12 protein-coding genes are annotated in these 17,049 nt (G+C 66.3%); 6 read left to right on the forward strand and 6 right to left on the reverse strand.

Annotated elements, in window-relative coordinates; all coding sequences use genetic code 11:
• The first annotated feature begins 599 nt into the window (after positions 1–599).
• On the forward strand, positions 600–2,024 hold the full coding sequence (locus tag DIE12_RS07420; protein ID WP_124488700.1) for a DHA2 family efflux MFS transporter permease subunit: 1,425 nt from the start codon (positions 600–602) through the stop codon (positions 2,022–2,024).
• Positions 2,025–2,279: 255 nt separating this feature from the next.
• Here the strand turns inward: DIE12_RS07420 and DIE12_RS07425 are convergent, their stop codons facing one another.
• The 3 genes from DIE12_RS07425 to DIE12_RS07435 all read right to left on the reverse strand — a co-directional run bounded on the left by DIE12_RS07425 (position 2,280) and on the right by DIE12_RS07435 (position 6,062).
• Complete coding sequence (locus DIE12_RS07425) at positions 2,280–3,023, reverse strand: 2OG-Fe(II) oxygenase (protein ID WP_185500328.1); 744 nt, start codon at positions 3,021–3,023, stop codon at positions 2,280–2,282.
• Positions 3,024–3,340: 317 nt separating this feature from the next.
• Positions 3,341–4,933: an inorganic phosphate transporter gene (locus tag DIE12_RS07430; RefSeq protein WP_124488698.1), complete on the reverse strand. Its 1,593-nt coding sequence runs from the start codon at positions 4,931–4,933 to the stop codon at positions 3,341–3,343.
• Between the two features lie 220 nt (positions 4,934–5,153).
• Positions 5,154–6,062, reverse strand: coding sequence for a LysR family transcriptional regulator (locus DIE12_RS07435; RefSeq protein WP_124488697.1), 909 nt, complete (start codon positions 6,060–6,062; stop codon positions 5,154–5,156).
• Between the two features lie 127 nt (positions 6,063–6,189).
• Here DIE12_RS07435 and metE point away from each other — a divergent pair, with 127 nt between their 5' ends.
• Positions 6,190–8,484 carry a 5-methyltetrahydropteroyltriglutamate--homocysteine S-methyltransferase gene (metE, locus tag DIE12_RS07440; protein ID WP_124488696.1) on the forward strand — a complete coding sequence of 765 codons (2,295 nt, stop codon included), beginning with the start codon at positions 6,190–6,192 and terminating at the stop codon, positions 8,482–8,484.
• Positions 8,485–8,658: 174 nt separating this feature from the next.
• Here metE and DIE12_RS07445 read toward each other — a convergent pair whose 3' ends face one another.
• Positions 8,659–9,984, reverse strand: coding sequence for an MFS transporter (locus DIE12_RS07445; protein WP_124488695.1), 1,326 nt, complete (start codon positions 9,982–9,984; stop codon positions 8,659–8,661).
• 53 nt (positions 9,985–10,037) lie between these two features.
• Entirely contained in the window at positions 10,038–10,994 is a 957-nt protein-coding gene (gene speB / locus DIE12_RS07450) for an agmatinase (protein WP_124488694.1), read from the reverse strand.
• Positions 10,995–11,144: 150 nt separating this feature from the next.
• Between speB and DIE12_RS07455 the strand changes: the two genes are divergently transcribed.
• Entirely contained in the window at positions 11,145–12,056 is a 912-nt protein-coding gene (locus DIE12_RS07455) for a LysR family transcriptional regulator (RefSeq protein WP_124488693.1), read from the forward strand.
• A gap of 68 nt (positions 12,057–12,124) precedes the next feature.
• Here the strand turns inward: DIE12_RS07455 and DIE12_RS07460 are convergent, their stop codons facing one another.
• On the reverse strand, positions 12,125–12,589 hold the full coding sequence (locus tag DIE12_RS07460; protein WP_044848788.1) for an Lrp/AsnC family transcriptional regulator: 465 nt from the start codon (positions 12,587–12,589) through the stop codon (positions 12,125–12,127).
• A 134-nt stretch (positions 12,590–12,723) separates the two neighbouring features.
• Here DIE12_RS07460 and DIE12_RS07465 point away from each other — a divergent pair, with 134 nt between their 5' ends.
• The 3 genes from DIE12_RS07465 (at position 12,724) to DIE12_RS07475 (ending at position 16,982) form a co-directional block, all read left to right on the forward strand.
• Positions 12,724–13,347 (forward strand): LysE family translocator, encoded by a 624-nt coding sequence (locus DIE12_RS07465; RefSeq protein WP_124488692.1) that lies wholly within the window; start codon positions 12,724–12,726, stop codon positions 13,345–13,347.
• Between the two features lie 259 nt (positions 13,348–13,606).
• On the forward strand, positions 13,607–15,232 hold the full coding sequence (locus tag DIE12_RS07470) for a protease pro-enzyme activation domain-containing protein (RefSeq protein WP_124488691.1): 1,626 nt from the start codon (positions 13,607–13,609) through the stop codon (positions 15,230–15,232).
• A gap of 73 nt (positions 15,233–15,305) precedes the next feature.
• On the forward strand, positions 15,306–16,982 hold the full coding sequence (locus DIE12_RS07475) for a S10 family peptidase (protein ID WP_124488690.1): 1,677 nt from the start codon (positions 15,306–15,308) through the stop codon (positions 16,980–16,982).
• The last annotated feature ends 67 nt before the right edge of the window (positions 16,983–17,049 follow it).

A 17,049-nucleotide genomic window follows, 5' to 3' on the forward strand; every position in this document is an offset into this window, starting at 1 on the left:
ACGCCGATGATAGTGCGGATTCCCGTGTGAAAGTAGGTAATCGTCAGGCTCCCTAAGCCAGAAACCCCCGCCCGAAAAGGCGGGGGTTTTTGCATTTGCGGCAAAGAAACGCGCGCGCAATGGCGAAGTGCAACGTGGCTGGAACTGGGGCGCCGATGGCGTTAATCCATGTACCCACGGTTCTCGAACCCCCCACCACTTTGCCCACCGAGATCTACCCGGTACATCCTTCTCCAGATCACACCAATCCGCCGTCTGTCAGCACCAGTCAATGTCGCGGCGTATGACGATGACGTCATACTGGCCGACGATGCGTGACGTTGGTCCGCAATTGTCTGGAAATGCCACTTTGCAGCGGAATCCCCCGGCTTGATCCATCCGTCCCTCGAAGTGTCACGTCGACCTGCTTGTGTGCACCATTCGGCCAACGCGGCGCAATATCGTCATAAAAATCTATGCGCATAAAGTCCATTCGCGCGACATGCCCGACAGAGCGGAAAATCAATCCTTCAGGGTAATATCGCCACTCGTCCCGATTACCGGCCTCGTCTGCACCTGCCGGAACTCGGCATCCTCGCATTCCGTCTCCTGTACCGTTCATGACTGACAGCCCTGCCCAAGGTGGTCGGACGACCGACTTCCTGCCGTACCTCGTCGCGGCAACGTTCTTCATGGAGTATCTCGACACGACCGTGATCGCGACCGCGTTGCCGCAGATGGCGCGCTCGTTCGGCGTCGGGCCGAACGCGTTGAGCCTCGGGATGACAGCCTACATGCTGGCGCTCGCGGTGTTCATCCCGATCAGCGGCTGGATCGCGGATCGCTATGGCTCGCGTACGGTGTTCGCCACGGCCATCTTCGTCTTTACCGGTGCGTCGGTGCTGTGCGGGCTGTCCGAGGGCGTGGTGACGTTCACGGCCGCGCGACTGCTGCAGGGTGTCGGCGGGGCGATGATGGTGCCGGTCGGACGGATGATCGTCGTGCGCAGCACTGAGAAGGCCAGGCTGATGCGTGCGATCGCGACGATTACGTGGCCGGGCATCGTCGCGCCGGTCGTCGGGCCGCCGATCGGTGGCTTCATCACGACCTACGCGTCATGGCGATGGATCTTCCTGTTGAATGTCCCGTTCGGCATCGCTGCGCTCGTCTGTACCTGGCTGATCGTCCGGAATACACGGGCCGATGAGCAACGGCCGCTTGACTGGGTCGGGTTCGTGCTGGCCGGCGGAGCGTTGACCTGTCTGCTGATCGGTACCGAAGCGGCCGGCCAGCAGGACGTCGACTTCACGCGCGCGGGCATTCTGGTGGGGGCGAGCGTGCTGTTCGGCATCGCCGCGTGGATGCACGCGCAACGCTGCGCGCACCCGCTGCTCGATTTCACGACGCTGAAGGTGCCGACGTTCTCGGTGACGGTGATCACCGGCTCGATCACGCGGATGGCGATCAACGCCGTGCCTTATCTGCTGCCGCTGCTGTTCCAGATCGGTTTCGGGCTGTCGCCGTTCCAGTCCGGCCTGCTGCTGCTCGCGAGCGCGCTCGGCAATCTCGGGATGAAGGCGGGAACGTCGTGGATCCTCGACCGCTTCGGTTTCCGGCGCGTTGCGCTCGTCGACGTGACGATCGTCGGAATCTTCACGATCGCGTGCGGCTGGCTGACCGCGTCGACGCCGCTGGCGATCACGCTGTTCGTCGTATTCGTCTACGGGCTCACGCGGTCGATGCAGTTCACGACGCTCGCGACGCTGGCGTATGCGGATATCCCGGCCCGGCAGACGAGCGCGGCCAGCACGCTGTGGAGCGCCGCGCAGCAGATGACGATCGGGATGGGGATCGCATTCGGTGCGTTGTCGCTGCGGCTCGCGGCGTTGGTACGTGGCGACGCGGCCGGCATGCACTACGTACTCGACGATTTTCGCTGGGCGTTCGTTGCGGCGGGCGTGCTCGCGCTGCTGACGCTGCCGGGCTATGCGCGGCTGGCTTCCGATGCTGGCGACCGCCTGCGGGCAAATGTGGCCCGAGGGTAGGCCGGATCTCGCGTTGCCTTGGCGTCGCGACAGGTGAGGGCGGCGGCTTTTCGTTGCTCACCTGAAACATCGATCGGTCGAGGCGACGATGGTCCGACGGGCGGCACAACCCGTTATCCGTTACCACGGCCGATGAGCGGACCGTACGGCGACGCCAGGGTACAACGAGCATCGAGCACCGACGTGCGGTGCCGGTTGCACGACCCTGCCCGCGTGCCGAATGGCGCGACAGCGTCATGTTTGTTCCGCGGGCCGTCACTGTGCGTCATGGAAGATGATGCCGACCGTGTGGCGGTGGCCGCTTCGAATTCTGCTCACACCATGGCGCAAGTTGACGCGGTAGACGCCGCGCGTTCCCTGCACGGGCCTGCCGTGCACGGCGAAGATCACCGCGTCGCCTTGCATGAGCGGCACCACTTCCGCGCGTGACTGCATGCGTGGCCGCTGTTCCGTCAGCACGAACTCGCCGCCCGTGAAATCCCGCCCGGGTGCCGACAACAGGATCGCGACCTGGAGCGGAAAGACATGCTCGCCATACAGGTCTTGATGGAGACAGTTGTAGTCGTCCGGCCCGTATTGCAGGATCAGCGGCGTCGGGCGTGTCTGCCCCGCCGCGTGGCAGCGATCGAGGAAGGTCCGGTGCTCTTTCGGATAGCGGACGTCGCTCCCGAGTGCCTGGTTCCAGCGATTCGCGATCGGCGCGAGATGCGGATAGAGCGTCGCACGCAACTCGGCGACGACCGCGGGCAGCGGGTACGCGAAGTATTTGTATTCGCCGCGCCCGAACCCGTGCCGTGCCATCACGACGCGTGAACGGTAGAGTGCATCCCGCGCATAGAGCGAGGCGAGCGCATCGCACTCGCTTGTGGAGATCAGGCCTGGTACCCGCGCACATCCGTAGCGATCGAGCTCGACATCGACGGTCGACCAGTCGATTGCGTCGACGCGTTGCGCGATGTCCGGCGATTCGACGGCAGGTTGCAGATCGGCGATATTCACGGGCATCCCTCGGTTCGTCAGCAGTGTGGCGCCGTACGGTCGCGCGAAATACTCGCCAGCGTCGCGTGCACGGTTGAAGCCACGATGAAAGTCGATGAACCCAGTCTAGCGGCGTCCGCGTGCTGGCGCGCTCCAGATCTTGCGCTTCAATTCGGAAGGGGGAGGGAAAGGTTGGGAATGCGGCACGGGCACATCGGTTGCCGCGATGTGTCGGAGCGCAGAAGCGCAGAAGCGCAGAAGCGCAGAAGCGGAGAAGCGACTGAGGAACCTTCCACGGCAGGCGACCGGTTTTCACCGGCCACGCGCCGCTTCCCCGATCAAGCCACCGACCGGAACAACCAGTAGAGCCCGCCAGCCAGTACGATCGACGCGGGCAGCGTCAGCACCCACGCGAGCGCGAGGCTGCGCACCGTGCTCCACTGCAACCCGGATCCGTTCGCCGCCATCGTGCCCGCGACACCCGACGACAGCACGTGCGTCGTCGACACGGGCAGCCCGTACACGTCGGCGGCGCCGATCGTCAGCATCGCGACGACTTCGGCCGACGCGCCCTGCCCATACGTCAAATGCTGCTTGCCGATTTTCTCGCCGACGGTCACGACGATCCGTTTCCAGCCGACCATCGTGCCGAGGCCCAGTGCGATCGCGACAGCCACCTTCACCCAGGTCGGAATGAACTTGGTCGCGTGGTCGAGCTGCTTGCGATAGTTGTCGATCGCGAGCTTGTCGTCGGCGGCGAACGCGGGCTGCCCCGACTTCTCGATCAGGCGAATGGCTTCGGACACCAGATACATCGTGTTGCGCACGTTGTCGACGTCGCGTTGCGGCACCGCCGCCATCGACCCCGACGCGCCGACCGCGTTCGCGAGCGACGCGGACAACTGCTGCACGGCCGGCAGCACCGCGGGCGTCAGTTCACGATGCTGCACGTAGTGTTCGACGTCGGCACGCGGGTTCGCGGACGGCGCGACGCCGTTCGTGTACTTCCCGAACGTCGCGGCAGCCTGGTTCGCGACGGCGACGAAGGTCTGCGTTTCGGCCGGCGTGACGGCCTTGTTCAGCGCATACGCGGTCGGCACCGTGCCGATCAGTATCAGCATGATGAGGCCCATCCCTTTCTGCCCGTCGTTCGACCCGTGCGCGAACGACACGCCCGTGCAGGTCAGGATCAGCAGGCAGCGAATCCAGAACGGCGGCGGCTGATCCTTCGGCGGCTCCTTGTACAACTCCGGAACCCGCACGAGCGCCTTCAGCACGAGCAGCAGCAGTGCCGCGCACAGGAAGCCGACGATCGGCGAGAACAGCAGCGACTTGCCGACGCCGAGCGCCTGGGCCCAGTCGACACCGCTCGTGCCCGACGGCCCGTGCATCAGCTGGTTCATCAGACCGACGCCGATGATCGACCCGATCAGCGTATGCGAGCTCGACGACGGCAATCCGAAATACCAGGTCGCGAGGTTCCACACGATCGCGGCGATCAGCAGCGCGAACACCATCGCGAAGCCTGCGCCGCTGCCGACCTGCAGGATCAGCTCGACCGGCAGCAACTGCAGGATGCCGAACGCGACGGCGCCGCTCGAGACCATCACGCCGAGGAAGTTCCACATGCCGGACCAGATCACCGCGACGTTCGGCGTCAGCGAGTGCGTATAGATCACGGTGGCGACCGCGTTTGCAGTGTCGTGGAAGCCGTTGACGAATTCGAAGCCGAGCGCGATCAGCAGCGCGGCGCCGAGCATCAGGTACGGAAACAGCGAGCCTTCGCGGACCGGCGACAGGTCGGCGATCAGGTGCGTGGCGATATAGAGGGCGCCGAACGCGAGCACCAGCAGAAAGACGGCATAGCCGACCTGCCTGGTGCGTTCGACGGAACCCGAATTGTTCGGTGCGGACGAAGCAGGTTGATTCATGACGGCATCTCGTAAGGGAACCGCGTCCGATCCTAGCTTTCGCTACCAGTCAGTTTGATGACAGTCGGGACGTCGAATCATCGTCTTACGGATGTGTAAGGGGAGGGCGCCGTGACGTCGAATTGCGACATGTCGTGCCAGCTCGCATCGTCATCCATTTCGTGAACAGGCCCGCGCACCGGCATGCGGGCCGCGGGAAGCGCGCACGGCGCGAGCGCCGCTAGCGCAGCATGCGCGGCGCGCTCCATGTCGATTCGCGCGCCAGCGCGACGAATGCGGCCAGATAGTCGATCGACGCATCCGCCTCGCGGATGCCGAGGAAGATCTGTTTCGCGATCCCTTTCTTGCCGAGCTTGACCGGCACGACCGGCATCCGGTCCGCGTATTCGTCTGCAAGCCATCTTGGCAGCGCGGCCACGCCGCGCCCGCTCGCCACCATCTGCAGCATGATGTCGGTCGTCTCGATCGACTTGTGACGCCGCGGCACGATGCCGGCCGGCGTCAGGAACTGGTTGTAGATGTCGAGCCGGTCGGTCTCGACCGGGTAGGTGATCAGGATCTCGTCGGTCAGCTGCTCGGGCGTCACGTAGTCGGCGTTCGCGAAACGGTGCGCGTCCGCGACCACCAGCACCTGTTCGTAATCGAACACGGGATCGAAGCGCAGGCCCGGCTTGTTCAGCGGGTCGGGCGTCACGAGCACGTCGATGTCATGGCCGAACAGCGCTCCGATGCCGCCGAACTGGAAGCGCTGCTTCACGTCGACGTCGACGTCCGGCCAGCGCGACAGGTACGGCGACACGACCTTCAGCAGCCACTGGTAGCACGGATGGCACTCCATCCCGATGCGCAGCGTGCCGCGCTCGCCCTTCGCGTACTGCTTCATGCGCTCCTCGGCGAGCTCGAACTGCGGCAGCAGCCGGTTCGCCAGCTTCAGCAGATACTGCCCGCCCTGCGTGAGCCGCAGGCCGCGGCCTTCGCGGTCCCAGATCGGCGTGCCGAGTTGCTGCTCGATTTTCCGGACGGTATGGCTGAGCGCCGATTGCGTGAGATGCAGCGCGTTGGCGGCCGCGGTCAACGAGCCCTGGCGCTCGACTTCGCGGATCACGACGAGATGGAATCGTTCCAGCATGGGTATCGCTTGCCCGACAGATACATGAACAGATTTAATGGATGAATGAAATAATGCCATTTTATTTCATGGGATGAAATCCCTATGATGGCTGCCGGATCGACTATTTCTTCAGGACGGCAGCTTCATGGTTACGACCCACAACCTCGGTTTTCCGCGCATCGGCGCGAAGCGCGAACTCAAATTCGGTCTCGAACGCTACTGGAAGGGCGAGTCGTCGCGCGACGCGCTGAAGGCGCTCGGCGCCGAACTCCGCCAGCGCCACTGGAACGACCAGCGCGACCTCGATCTCGTGCCGATCGGCGATTTCGCGTTCTACGACCAGGTGCTCGACATGAGCTTCACGCTCGGCAACCTGCCGAAACGCGTGCAGGACTTCCATGGCGATGCGCTCGACAACTATTTCCGCGTCGCGCGCGGCCGCTCGGCGCAGTCGGCGGAAGAACACGCGGCATGCTGCGGCGGAGTCGCGGCCGGTGAAATGACGAAGTGGTTCGACACGAACTATCACTACATCGTCCCGGAATTCCATGCGGATACGAACTTCTCGCTCGATCCGTCGCGCCTGCTCCAGCAACTGGCGGAATCGCAGGCGCAGGGCGTCGCCGCGAAGCCGGTGATCCTCGGCCCCGTCACGTATCTGTGGCTCGGCAAGGCGAAGGACGATTCCGATCGCCTCGCGCTGCTGCCGAAGCTGCTGCCGGTATATGGCGCGCTGCTCGACACGCTGACCGCGCAAGGCGTCGAATGGGTGCAGCTCGACGAGCCGATCCTCGTGACCGAGCTCGACGCCGCATGGCGCCAGGCGCTGCGCACGGCATACGACGCGCTCGAGACGCGCCGCATCAAGCTACTGCTCGCGACGTATTTCGGCCAGCTGCAGGACAACCTGGCGCTCGCGGCTTCGCTGCCGGTCGACGGGCTGCATGTCGACGCGATCAACGCCCGCGACGAAATCGACGCACTCGTGCGCGAACTGCCGCCCGGGCGCGTGCTGTCGGTCGGCGCGATCAACGGACGCAACATCTGGAAGACGGACCTGAACGCGGCGCTCGATTGGCTCGAGCCGCTCGCGAAGCAACTGGGCGAGCGCCTGTGGCTCGCACCATCGTGCTCGCTGCTGCACGTGCCGGTCGATCTCGCGAGCGAGCAGACGCTCGACGAGGAGATCCGCTCGTGGCTCGCATTCGCGCTGCAGAAGCTCGACGAACTGAAGGTGCTCGCGACCGCGCTGAACGAAGGCCGCGACGAGGTGGCCGACGCGCTCGCCGCGAACGCGGCCGCGATCGGCTCGCGCCGCCGCTCGCCGCGCGTGAACAACCCGGCGGTGAAGGCCGCGATCGCGCGCATCGACGCGCAGCTCGGCAACCGTGCGAGCCCGTACCCGCAGCGTGCGCCGAAGCAGTCGGCGCGCCTGAACCTGCCGGCCTTCCCGACGACGACGATCGGCTCGTTCCCGCAGACTGCCGAGATCCGTCAGGCGCGCAGCCGGTTCAAGGCCGGCGCGCTGGATGAAGCCGGCTACCGCGCGGCGATGCAGGCGGAAATCGCGCGCAGCGTGCGTGAACAGGAATCGCTCGAGCTCGACGTGCTCGTGCACGGCGAAGCCGAACGCAACGACATGGTCGAATACTTCGGCGAGCAGCTCGACGGCTACGCATTCAGCCAGTTCGGCTGGGTGCAGTCGTACGGTTCGCGCTGCGTGAAGCCGCCGATCCTGTTCGGCGACATCAGCCGCCCGAAGGCGATGACGGTCGAATGGATCACGTACGCGCAGTCGCTGACGAACAAGCCGATGAAGGGCATGCTGACCGGCCCGGTGACGATCCTGAACTGGTCGTTCGTGCGCGACGACCAGCCGCGTTCGGTGTCGTGCCATCAGCTCGCGCTCGCGATCCGGGACGAAGTGCTGGATCTCGAGCAGGCCGGCGTGCGCGTGATCCAGATCGACGAGGCCGCGCTGCGCGAAGGGCTGCCGCTGCGTCGCGCGCAATGGGGCGCGTACCTGAAGTGGGCGGTCGAGTCGTTCCGCATCGCCGCGAACGGTGTGCGGGACGATACGCAGATTCATACGCACATGTGCTATTCGGAGTTCAACGACATCATCGCGTCGATCGCCGACATGGATGCGGACGTGATCACGATCGAGACGTCGCGCTCGGACATGGAGCTGCTCGACGCGTTCGACAGCTTCAGGTATCCGAACGAGATCGGGCCGGGCGTGTACGACATCCATTCGCCGAACATCCCGACGCAGGATCACATCGTCGGCCTGATGAAGAAGGCGGCGGAGCGGATTCCGGCGGAGCGCCTGTGGGTGAACCCGGACTGCGGGCTGAAGACGCGTCAGTGGGCGGAAGTGCTTCCGGCGCTGACGAACATGGTCGCCGCGGCGAAGACGCTGCGCAGCCAGGTGCAATGACGCGTGAACGCTGCGCGCCGGCCGTCCCGATCGACGATCGGGCGGCAAGCAAGCGGCCCGCATGTGCGGGCCGTTTGTCGTAATGAATGTTCGGGGCGAGGCGGGGCGTTGCGGCGTACCGCCCGACGCCCGACGCAAACGGGCAGGCGAGGTCGCCTGCCCGTTTGCGTGAGGTTACGCGGTACGCGCACCGCGCGGCAGCGCTTCGTCCGCCCTGCCGGGCGCGCCGGCATCGTCGATGCTGACGCGGCGCGAGATCAGCCACACGCACACCGACGACAGCACGGCGGCGCTCGTGTACTGGATCGCGAGCGGCCACCATTGCGGCGCGGTGTTCTGCGCGATCAGCGTGGCGACGAGTGGCGTGAGACCGCCGGCGAGCGCGCCGCACACCTGGTACGCGATCGAAATCGCCGTGTAGCGGATGCGCGCGATGAAGATGCCGCTGACGAAACCCGCGACCACCGAGTAGTAGCCCGATTCCGCGAGCGTCGCGAGGCCGACGCCGACCGTGATCGACAGCGGCGTGCCCAGGTGCACGAGCGGCAGCATCACGAACGGCACGATCGCGGCCCATGCGCCGGTGATCAGCAGCACGCGCGTCGTGCCGAAGCGCTGCGCGAGGAAAGCGGCGGCGAGTTGCACGACGAACTGCAGCACCGCGACGATCGTCATGCAATGCAGCACCATCGACCGGTCGAGCGACAGGAATTGCGTTGCATAGCTGATCATGAAGATGTTGCTGAAATACACGCCGGCGATGCCGTACACGTTCGCGCCGATCGCGAGCAGCAGCAGCGGCCAGTACTTGAGTGCTTCACGCAGCGGCTTTTGCGCGATGTTGCCGCTCTTCCTGACTTCCTCGAACTCGGGCGACTCGGACACGCTCGCGCGGATCACGAAGCCGACCGCCAGCAGCACGGTGCTCGCGAGGAACGGTACGCGCCAGCCCCAGCTCATCATGTCGTCCTTCGACAGCGTGCTGATCGCCCCGAACGCGAGCATCGACAGGATCAGGCCGCTCGCGCTGCCGAGCTGCGCGAACGACGCGAAGAACGTGCGCTTGCCTTCGGGCGCATGCTCGCCGGCGAGCAGCACCGCGCCGCCCCATTCGCCGCCGACGGCGATGCCTTGCAGCACGCGCATCAGCACCAGCAGGATCGGCGCGATCACGCCGGCCTGCGCATGGGTCGGCAGCAGGCCGATCGCGACCGTCGACACGGCCATCAGCATCAGCGTCGCGAGCAGCGAGCGCTTGCGGCCGAAGCGGTCGCCGAGATAGCCGAACATCACGCCGCCGAGCGGCCGCGCGAAGAAGCCGACCGCGAACGAGCCGAACGACGCGAGCAGGCTGACGAAACGGCTTTCACCGGGGAAGAACAGCGGCCCGAACACGATGGCGGCGGCGGTCGCGTAGCTATAGAAGTCGTACCACTCGATCGTGGTGCCGACGAACGAAGCGAGCGCCGCCCGCTTCGGTTGCTTGATGGCAGTCCCCATCTGTTATGTGCTCCTCTGTAATTCTCTGATTTGGAATGGGTCGCGTGCCGGGATCAGTCGCGATAGGCGACGCCGGGCAGCACGCACAGCAGCTCGTACGCGAGGTTCGCGCCGAGCAGGGCCGTGGTGCCGAACGGGTCGTACGGCGGCGCCACTTCGACGAGATCGCAGCCGACGATGTTCAGCCCCTTCGCGCCGCGGATGATCTCGAGCGCCTGCGGCACCGTGAGGCCCGCGATTTCCGGCGTGCCGGTGCCCGGTGCGTAGGCCGGGTCGATGCCGTCGATGTCGAAGCTGATGTAGACGGGCGTGTCGCCGATGCGCGCGCGCACTTCTTCCATCAGCGGCGCGAGCGACTTGTTCCAGCATTCCTCGGCCTGGACCACGCGGAAGCCCTGCTCGCGGCACCAGTCGAAATCCTCGGCCGCGTAGCCGGTGCCGCGCAGGCCGATTTGCGTGACCTTGTCGCCGTGCAGCAGGCCTTCCTCGACCGCGCGGCGGAACGGCGTGCCGTGCGCGATCTTTTCGCCCATCATCGTGTCGTTCACGTCGGCGTGTGCATCGACGTGGATCAATGCGACCTTGCCGTGCTTGCGGTGGATCGCGCGCAGGATCGGCAGCGCGATCGTATGGTCGCCGCCGAGTGTGACCGGCTTGCAGTCGTGCTCGAGAATCGCGTCGTATGCAGCCTCGATGCGCGCGATCGAATCGTGCAGGTTGTACGGGTTGATCGCGACGTCGCCGATATCGGCAACCTGCAGCGAATCGAAGGGCGCGGCGCGCGTGGCCATGTTGTACGGGCGCAGCAGCACGGATTCCGTGCGGATCTGGCGCGGGCCGAAGCGCGCGCCGGTGCGGTTGGAGGTGCCGAGGTCGAACGGCACGCCGACGAAACAGGCGTCGAGGCCGGCTGCGCTCGCCACGTGCGGCAGGCGCATCATCGTCGCGATGCCGCCGCTGCGCGGCATTTCATTGCCGCCGAGCGGCTGGAAATGGGTGTGGTCGTTCATGGGCTTGTCTCTTCCGATGTGGGGTTGCCGTATCATTCGACGCGGCCTGGCACATAGTTTTACGCGTCCGGCCGGAAAGAAGAATGCGAAGATATCGACGTAAACATCGATTTTCATCGATGTATGGAAGGGGAACAAAAGGGGAATAGCGTGCTGGGGAATCTGTCGACCCTCGATCTGCGGTTGATCCGCGTGTTTCTCGCGGTCACGGACGCGGGCGGCGTGTCGGCCGCGCAAGCGATCCTGAACGTCGGCCAGTCGACGATCAGCGCGCAGCTGTCGTCGCTCGAGACACGGCTCGGCTACCGGCTCTGCGAGCGCGGCCGCAGCGGCTTCCGGCTCACGCCGAAAGGCGAGCGGTTCCACGCGATGAGCCGCAAGCTGCTCGCCGCGCTCGACGAATTCGGGATCGCGGCGCGGCACATGGACCGCCAGCTGGTCGGCACGTTGCACATCGGCCTGATCGGCCATACGCCGGTCAGCCAGAACGCACGGATCGCCGAGGCGATCGCCGCGTTCCGCACGCGCGACGAGGCCGTGCGCTTCTCGATCTCGGTGCGCGCGCCGGGCGATCTCGAGGAAAAGCTGCTGAGCAACGAGATCCAGATCGCGGTCGGCTATTTCTGGCACCGCGTGCCGTCGCTGCACTACACGCCGCTGTTCATCGAGCGGCAGGTGGCGTACTGCGGGCGCGGCCATCCGCTGTTCGAACGCGCCGGCGCGCTGACGCCGGCCGACGTCGCGGGATTCGAATGGGCGTGGCGCTCGTATCCGCTGCCGGAGGCGCAGATGTCGACGACGCCCGATCGCGTGACGGCAACCGCCGACAACATGGAGGCCGTCGCGCTGCTGATCCTGTCAGGCCATCACCTCGGCTACCTGCCGCAGCACTTTGCGGCGCCGTATGTCGCGCAGGGGCTGCTTGCGCCGCTCAATCCGGACCAGCTGCACTACGACGTCACGTTCCACATGGTCGTGGCGCGCGACGGGCGCGGCGATCCGCTCGTCGAAGCGTTTCTCGAGGATCTCGAGCGCGCGCATCAAACGCCCGATGTCGTGTGAGGTCGCGTGAGGTCGCCTGAGGGCGGCAACGTGAACGAATGTCACGCCGGAGCGATCCACTGCCCGCATCACGGCACCGGCAACCCCGCATCGTGCTTCACCTCCCGCAACGACAACGCCGATTCGATCGACGTGACGCCCGGCAGCATCCGCAGCGAGTCGCGCAGGAACGTACCGTAGTCGTCGAGATCGCGCGCGACCACCTGCAGCAGGTAGTCGGCCGTGCCCGCGACGTTGTGGCACGCGAGGATCCGCTCGATGCCGAGCACTTCCCGTTCGAACCGGTCGGCGACCTTGCGGTCGTGCGTCGCGAACCGCACGAGCACGAATGCGACGACGCCGAAGCCGAGCGCCTGGCGCGACAGCTGCGCGCGGTAGCGCTCGATGTAGCCGTCGTTTTCGAGACGCTTCAGGCGCCGTGCGCAGGGCGTCTCGGACAGGCCGACGGAATCGGCGAGACGCGCGATCGGCAGGCGGCCGTCGCGCTGCACCGCGGCGAGGATCGCGCGATCGGTTTTGTCGAGTTCGGTCATGTTGGCGGAATCCTTGTCTAAATTCCGTGATTTTGGCGGATTCCGCTATGTATCGCCAATTTCGAGCCAAAGATGGCCAATAATCGCTCTCCCTTCAGCGGCAACATATCGTCACTGAAGAACGGGGGCAGACCATGATTTCCACGCATTTGCTGTTGATTTATCTCGCCGCGCTGGCGGCCATCTACGCGGTGCCCGGGCCCGACATGGCGCTCGTGCTGCAGACCAGCATCGGCCGCGGCGTGCGCCCGGGAATGGCGGCGGCGGCCGGCCTGTCGCTGTCGCGCACCGCGCACGTGACGCTGTCCGCCTGCGGCGTCGCGGCGCTGATCCGCAGCGCACCGTGGCTGTATGAAGTGATCCGCTACGGCGGCGCGCTTTATCTCGCTTACGTCGCGATCCAGGTGTTCCGCTCGCCGGTGTTCGCGCTCGGCGACGGCGATGGGGCGGCGCCGGGCGAACTGCGGCAGTCGTTCTTCAAGGGGCTGCTGACGAACCTGCTGAATCCGAAGGCACTGCTGTTCTGCTCGGTGCTGCTGCCGCAGTTCGTGCGCCCCGAGGCAGGGCCCGTCGTGTGGCAGATGTTCGAGCTCGGCGCGCTGCTCGTCGCGGCCGGCGTGTGTTTCGACCTCGCATGCGTGTTCGGCGCGTCGCGCATCGCCGCGTGGATGCGCGCGCATCCGCTCGCGCAGACGGTCCAGCGCTGGACGTTTTCCGCGGCGCTGATCGGGTTCGCGTTGCGCCTGTCGATGGATTGAGCTGCTGCATTGCATCACGGCCGCGCGGCTCGACTTGCCGCGCGGCCGCGATGCGCTGCCGAACGCGGGCCGCGCGCCATGCCGGGCTTCGCGCGCATGCGTTGGGGTGGAAGGGCGTGCGCGTAAATCGTCTGACTGATCTAAACTCCCTTCAGCTTCGCGCTTTCGCGAACCGACTGACCGAACGGAACCGACTTCCGCCGGCTATGTCCGATTTCCTGGCTGTTCCGTGCAACGCGGTACCAAGGAGGGTCTGAACATGGCAAGGCATCTTCACGCCGACCGTGAACCCCGGATCGTCGCCGAGTCGAAGTGTCTCGGCCCGTGCGATCCGGCAGAACGTATCCACGTCACGATCATGTTGCGGCGGCAGGAAGAAGGGCAACTCGACACGTTGGTCCAGCAGCTCGCCACCGGCGACGCACAGGCGAAACCGCTGTCGCGCGAAGCGTTCGCGCAGCGTTTCTCCGCCAATCCCGACGACATTCGCAAGACCGAGGACTTCGCGCGCCGTCACCAGCTCACGGTCGATCGCGTCGATCCGGTCGAAAGCGTCGTCGTGCTGTCCGGCTCGATCCAGCAGTTCGAAGCGGCATTCAGCGTGAAGCTCGAGCGTTTCGAGCATCGTTCGATCGGCCAGTACCGCGGCCGCTCGGGCCCGATCGCGCTGCCGGACGAGCTCGGCGATGCCGTCACGGCCGTGCTCGGCCTCGACAGCCGTCCGCAGGCGCGGCCGCACTTCCGGCTGCGTCCGCCGTTCCAGCCCGCGCGCGGCGCGCCCGCCGTCACGTTCACGCCGATCCAGCTCGCGTCGCTGTACGGCTTTCCGGCCGGCGACGGTGCAGGGCAATGCATCGCGATCGTCGAACTCGGCGGCGGCTATCGCGCAGCCGATATCCAGCAGTATTTCCGCGGGCTCGGCATCAAGACGCCGCCGACGCTCGTCGACGTGAACGTCGGTACCGGCCGCAATGCGCCGACCGGCGAGGCGAACGGCCCGGACGGCGAAGTCGCGCTCGACATCGAGATCGCCGGTGCGATCGCGCCCGCCGCGAAGCTCGCCGTCTATTTCGCGCCGAACAGCGACGCGGGCTTCATCCAGGCCGTCAACGCGGCCGTCACCGACAAGACCAACCGGCCGTCGGTGATCTCGATCAGCTGGGGCGGCCCGGAAGCGATCTGGCAGGCGCAGTCGGCGCATGCGTTCAACCGCGTGCTGCAGGCGGCCGCCGCGCAGGGGATCACGGTGTGCGCGGCGTCGGGCGACAGCGGCTCGGGCGACGGGCTGCAGGACGGCACGGATCATGTCGACTTCCCGGCGTCGAGTCCGTACGTGCTCGGCTGCGGCGGCACGCAGCTCGATGCGCTGCCGGGGCAGGGCATTCGCAGCGAAGTCGCGTGGAACGACGAGGCGGCCGGCGGCGGCGCGGGCGGCGGCGGTGTCAGCACGCTGTTCGACCTGCCGGCGTGGCAGCAGGGATTGACCGTCACGCTCGCCGACGGCAGCACCACGCCGCTCACGAAGCGCGGCGTGCCGGACGTCGCCGCCGATGCATCGCCGCAGACGGGCTACGAGGTGTCGGTCGCCGGCACGGTCGCGGTGATGGGCGGCACGAGCGCGGTCGCGCCGTTGTGGGCCGCGCTGATCGCACGGATCAATGCGGCGGCGAGTGCGGCGGCGAGTGCGGCGGCCGGTGCGGCGGCGAGTGCATCGGCCGGCTGGATCAACCCGGCGCTGTACAAGAATCCTGGCGCGTTGCGTGACATCACGAAAGGCTCGAACGGCACGTATGCCGCCGCGTCCGGCTGGGATGCGTGCACGGGCCTCGGCAGCCCCGACGGCGCGAAACTCGCGGCGATCCTCGCGCGCAAGCCGTCGAGCTGACGCGCCGGCACCGGCCTTTCCAAGCGACGCGGGTTTCCTGCCCGCGTCTTTTTTCACCTCGAGGAGCAGCACGATGGGCATCGATTCCGCATCTTCCGGCGGCGTGTATCCGCTGCATCACGGCGACCACAATTCGCATGGCGTGCCGCCGACCATCAGTCCGGTCGCGCTGAGCCACGGCCGCGACCAGCCGTTCTTCGATCCGGTCGCGTACGGCAACGGTCCCGACGACTCGGTGACCGACACGACCGAAGCGGCCGCGATCACGCATCACACGATCCTGATCGATGGCAAGCGCATCGCGTACACGGCGACGGCCGGCCACCTCGTGACGGTCGACCCGAGCAGCTCGCTGCCGGCCGCGAAGCTCTTCTACGTCGCGTTCACGGCCGACGGCGCGAAGGAGGAAACGCGGCCCGTCACGTTCTTCTACAACGGCGGACCCGGGTCGTCGTCGGTGTTCGTGCTGCTCGGCTCGTTCGCGCCGAAGCGCATCAGGACGTCGATGCCGGGGTTCACGCCGCCCGCGCCGTATCAGATGGAAGACAATCCGGACAGCATGATCGACCACAGCGACCTGGTGTTCATCAACCCGGTCGGCACCGGTTATTCGGCGGCCGTCGCGCCGAACAAGAACCGCGATTTCTGGGGCGTCGACCAGGATGCGGATTCGCTGAAGCAGTTCATCAAGCGCTACCTGACGAAGAACAACCGCTGGAATTCGCCGAAGTACCTGTTCGGCGAGTCGTACGGCACCGCGCGCAGCTGCGTGCTCGCGTACAAGCTGCACGAGGACGGCGTCGACCTGAACGGCGTCACGCTGCAGTCGTCGATCCTCGACTACCGGCAGGCCGGCAACCCGGTCGGCGCGCTGCCGACCGCGGCGGCCGACGCGTGGTATCACAAGAAGCTCGGCGTCACGCCCGCGCCGACCGATCTCGGCGCGTTCGTCGAGGAAGTCGCGCAATTCGCGCGCACCGACTACCTGAAGGCGCTGCGCACGGTTCCGCATGCGGACCCGGCCGCCGTGCAGAAGCTGTCGCGATACACGGGTATCGATACCGCGACGCTGCAGTCGTGGAGCCTCGACATCGCGGGTTACGACACGCGCGGCAATTCGCTGTTCCTGACGACGCTGCTGCACGCGCAGGGGCTCGCGCTCGGGTCGTACGACGGCCGCGTGACCGGGATCTCGTCGGGCATCGCCGGCAAGATCGACCCGAACTCGGGCGGCAACGATCCGACGATGACGGCCGTGACGGGCGTCTACACGGCGATGTGGAACAGCTACCTGAACGAGCAGCTGAAGTTCACGTCGAATTCCGCGTTCACGGACCTGAACGACCAGGCGTTCCGGAACTGGGACTTCAGCCACATCGACCCGACCGGCGCGCAGCAGGGCATCGATGCGAAGGGGAACCTGATCCTCTACACGGCGGGCGATCTCGCCGCGGTGATGGCGCTGAACGTCGACCTGAAGGTGCTGTCGGCGAACGGCCTCTACGACTTCGTCACGCCGTTCTACCAGACCGTGATCGACCTGCAGCAGATGCCGCTCGAGGATCCGAAGGTGCGGCAGAACCTGTCCGCGCGTTTCTATCCGTCCGGGCACATGGTGTATCTCGACGGCGGTTCGCGCACCGCGCTCAAGCGCGATCTCGCGACGATGTACGACGCGACGGTCAGCGATACGGGCGCGCGGCTGCGGATTCGCGCGCTGCAGGCGAAGAAGGCGGGCGGGCACGCGTAGCGCTGCCCGTCGCGCAGGCGCCGCGCGTAACCGCCAGGGTTCGCGCGGCGCGGTGTTGCGGCTGAAC

Origin of the sequence: Burkholderia sp. Bp9015 (assembly GCF_003853505.1) — a bacterium.
In the GTDB taxonomy this organism is placed as follows: Bacteria; Pseudomonadota; Gammaproteobacteria; order Burkholderiales; family Burkholderiaceae; genus Burkholderia.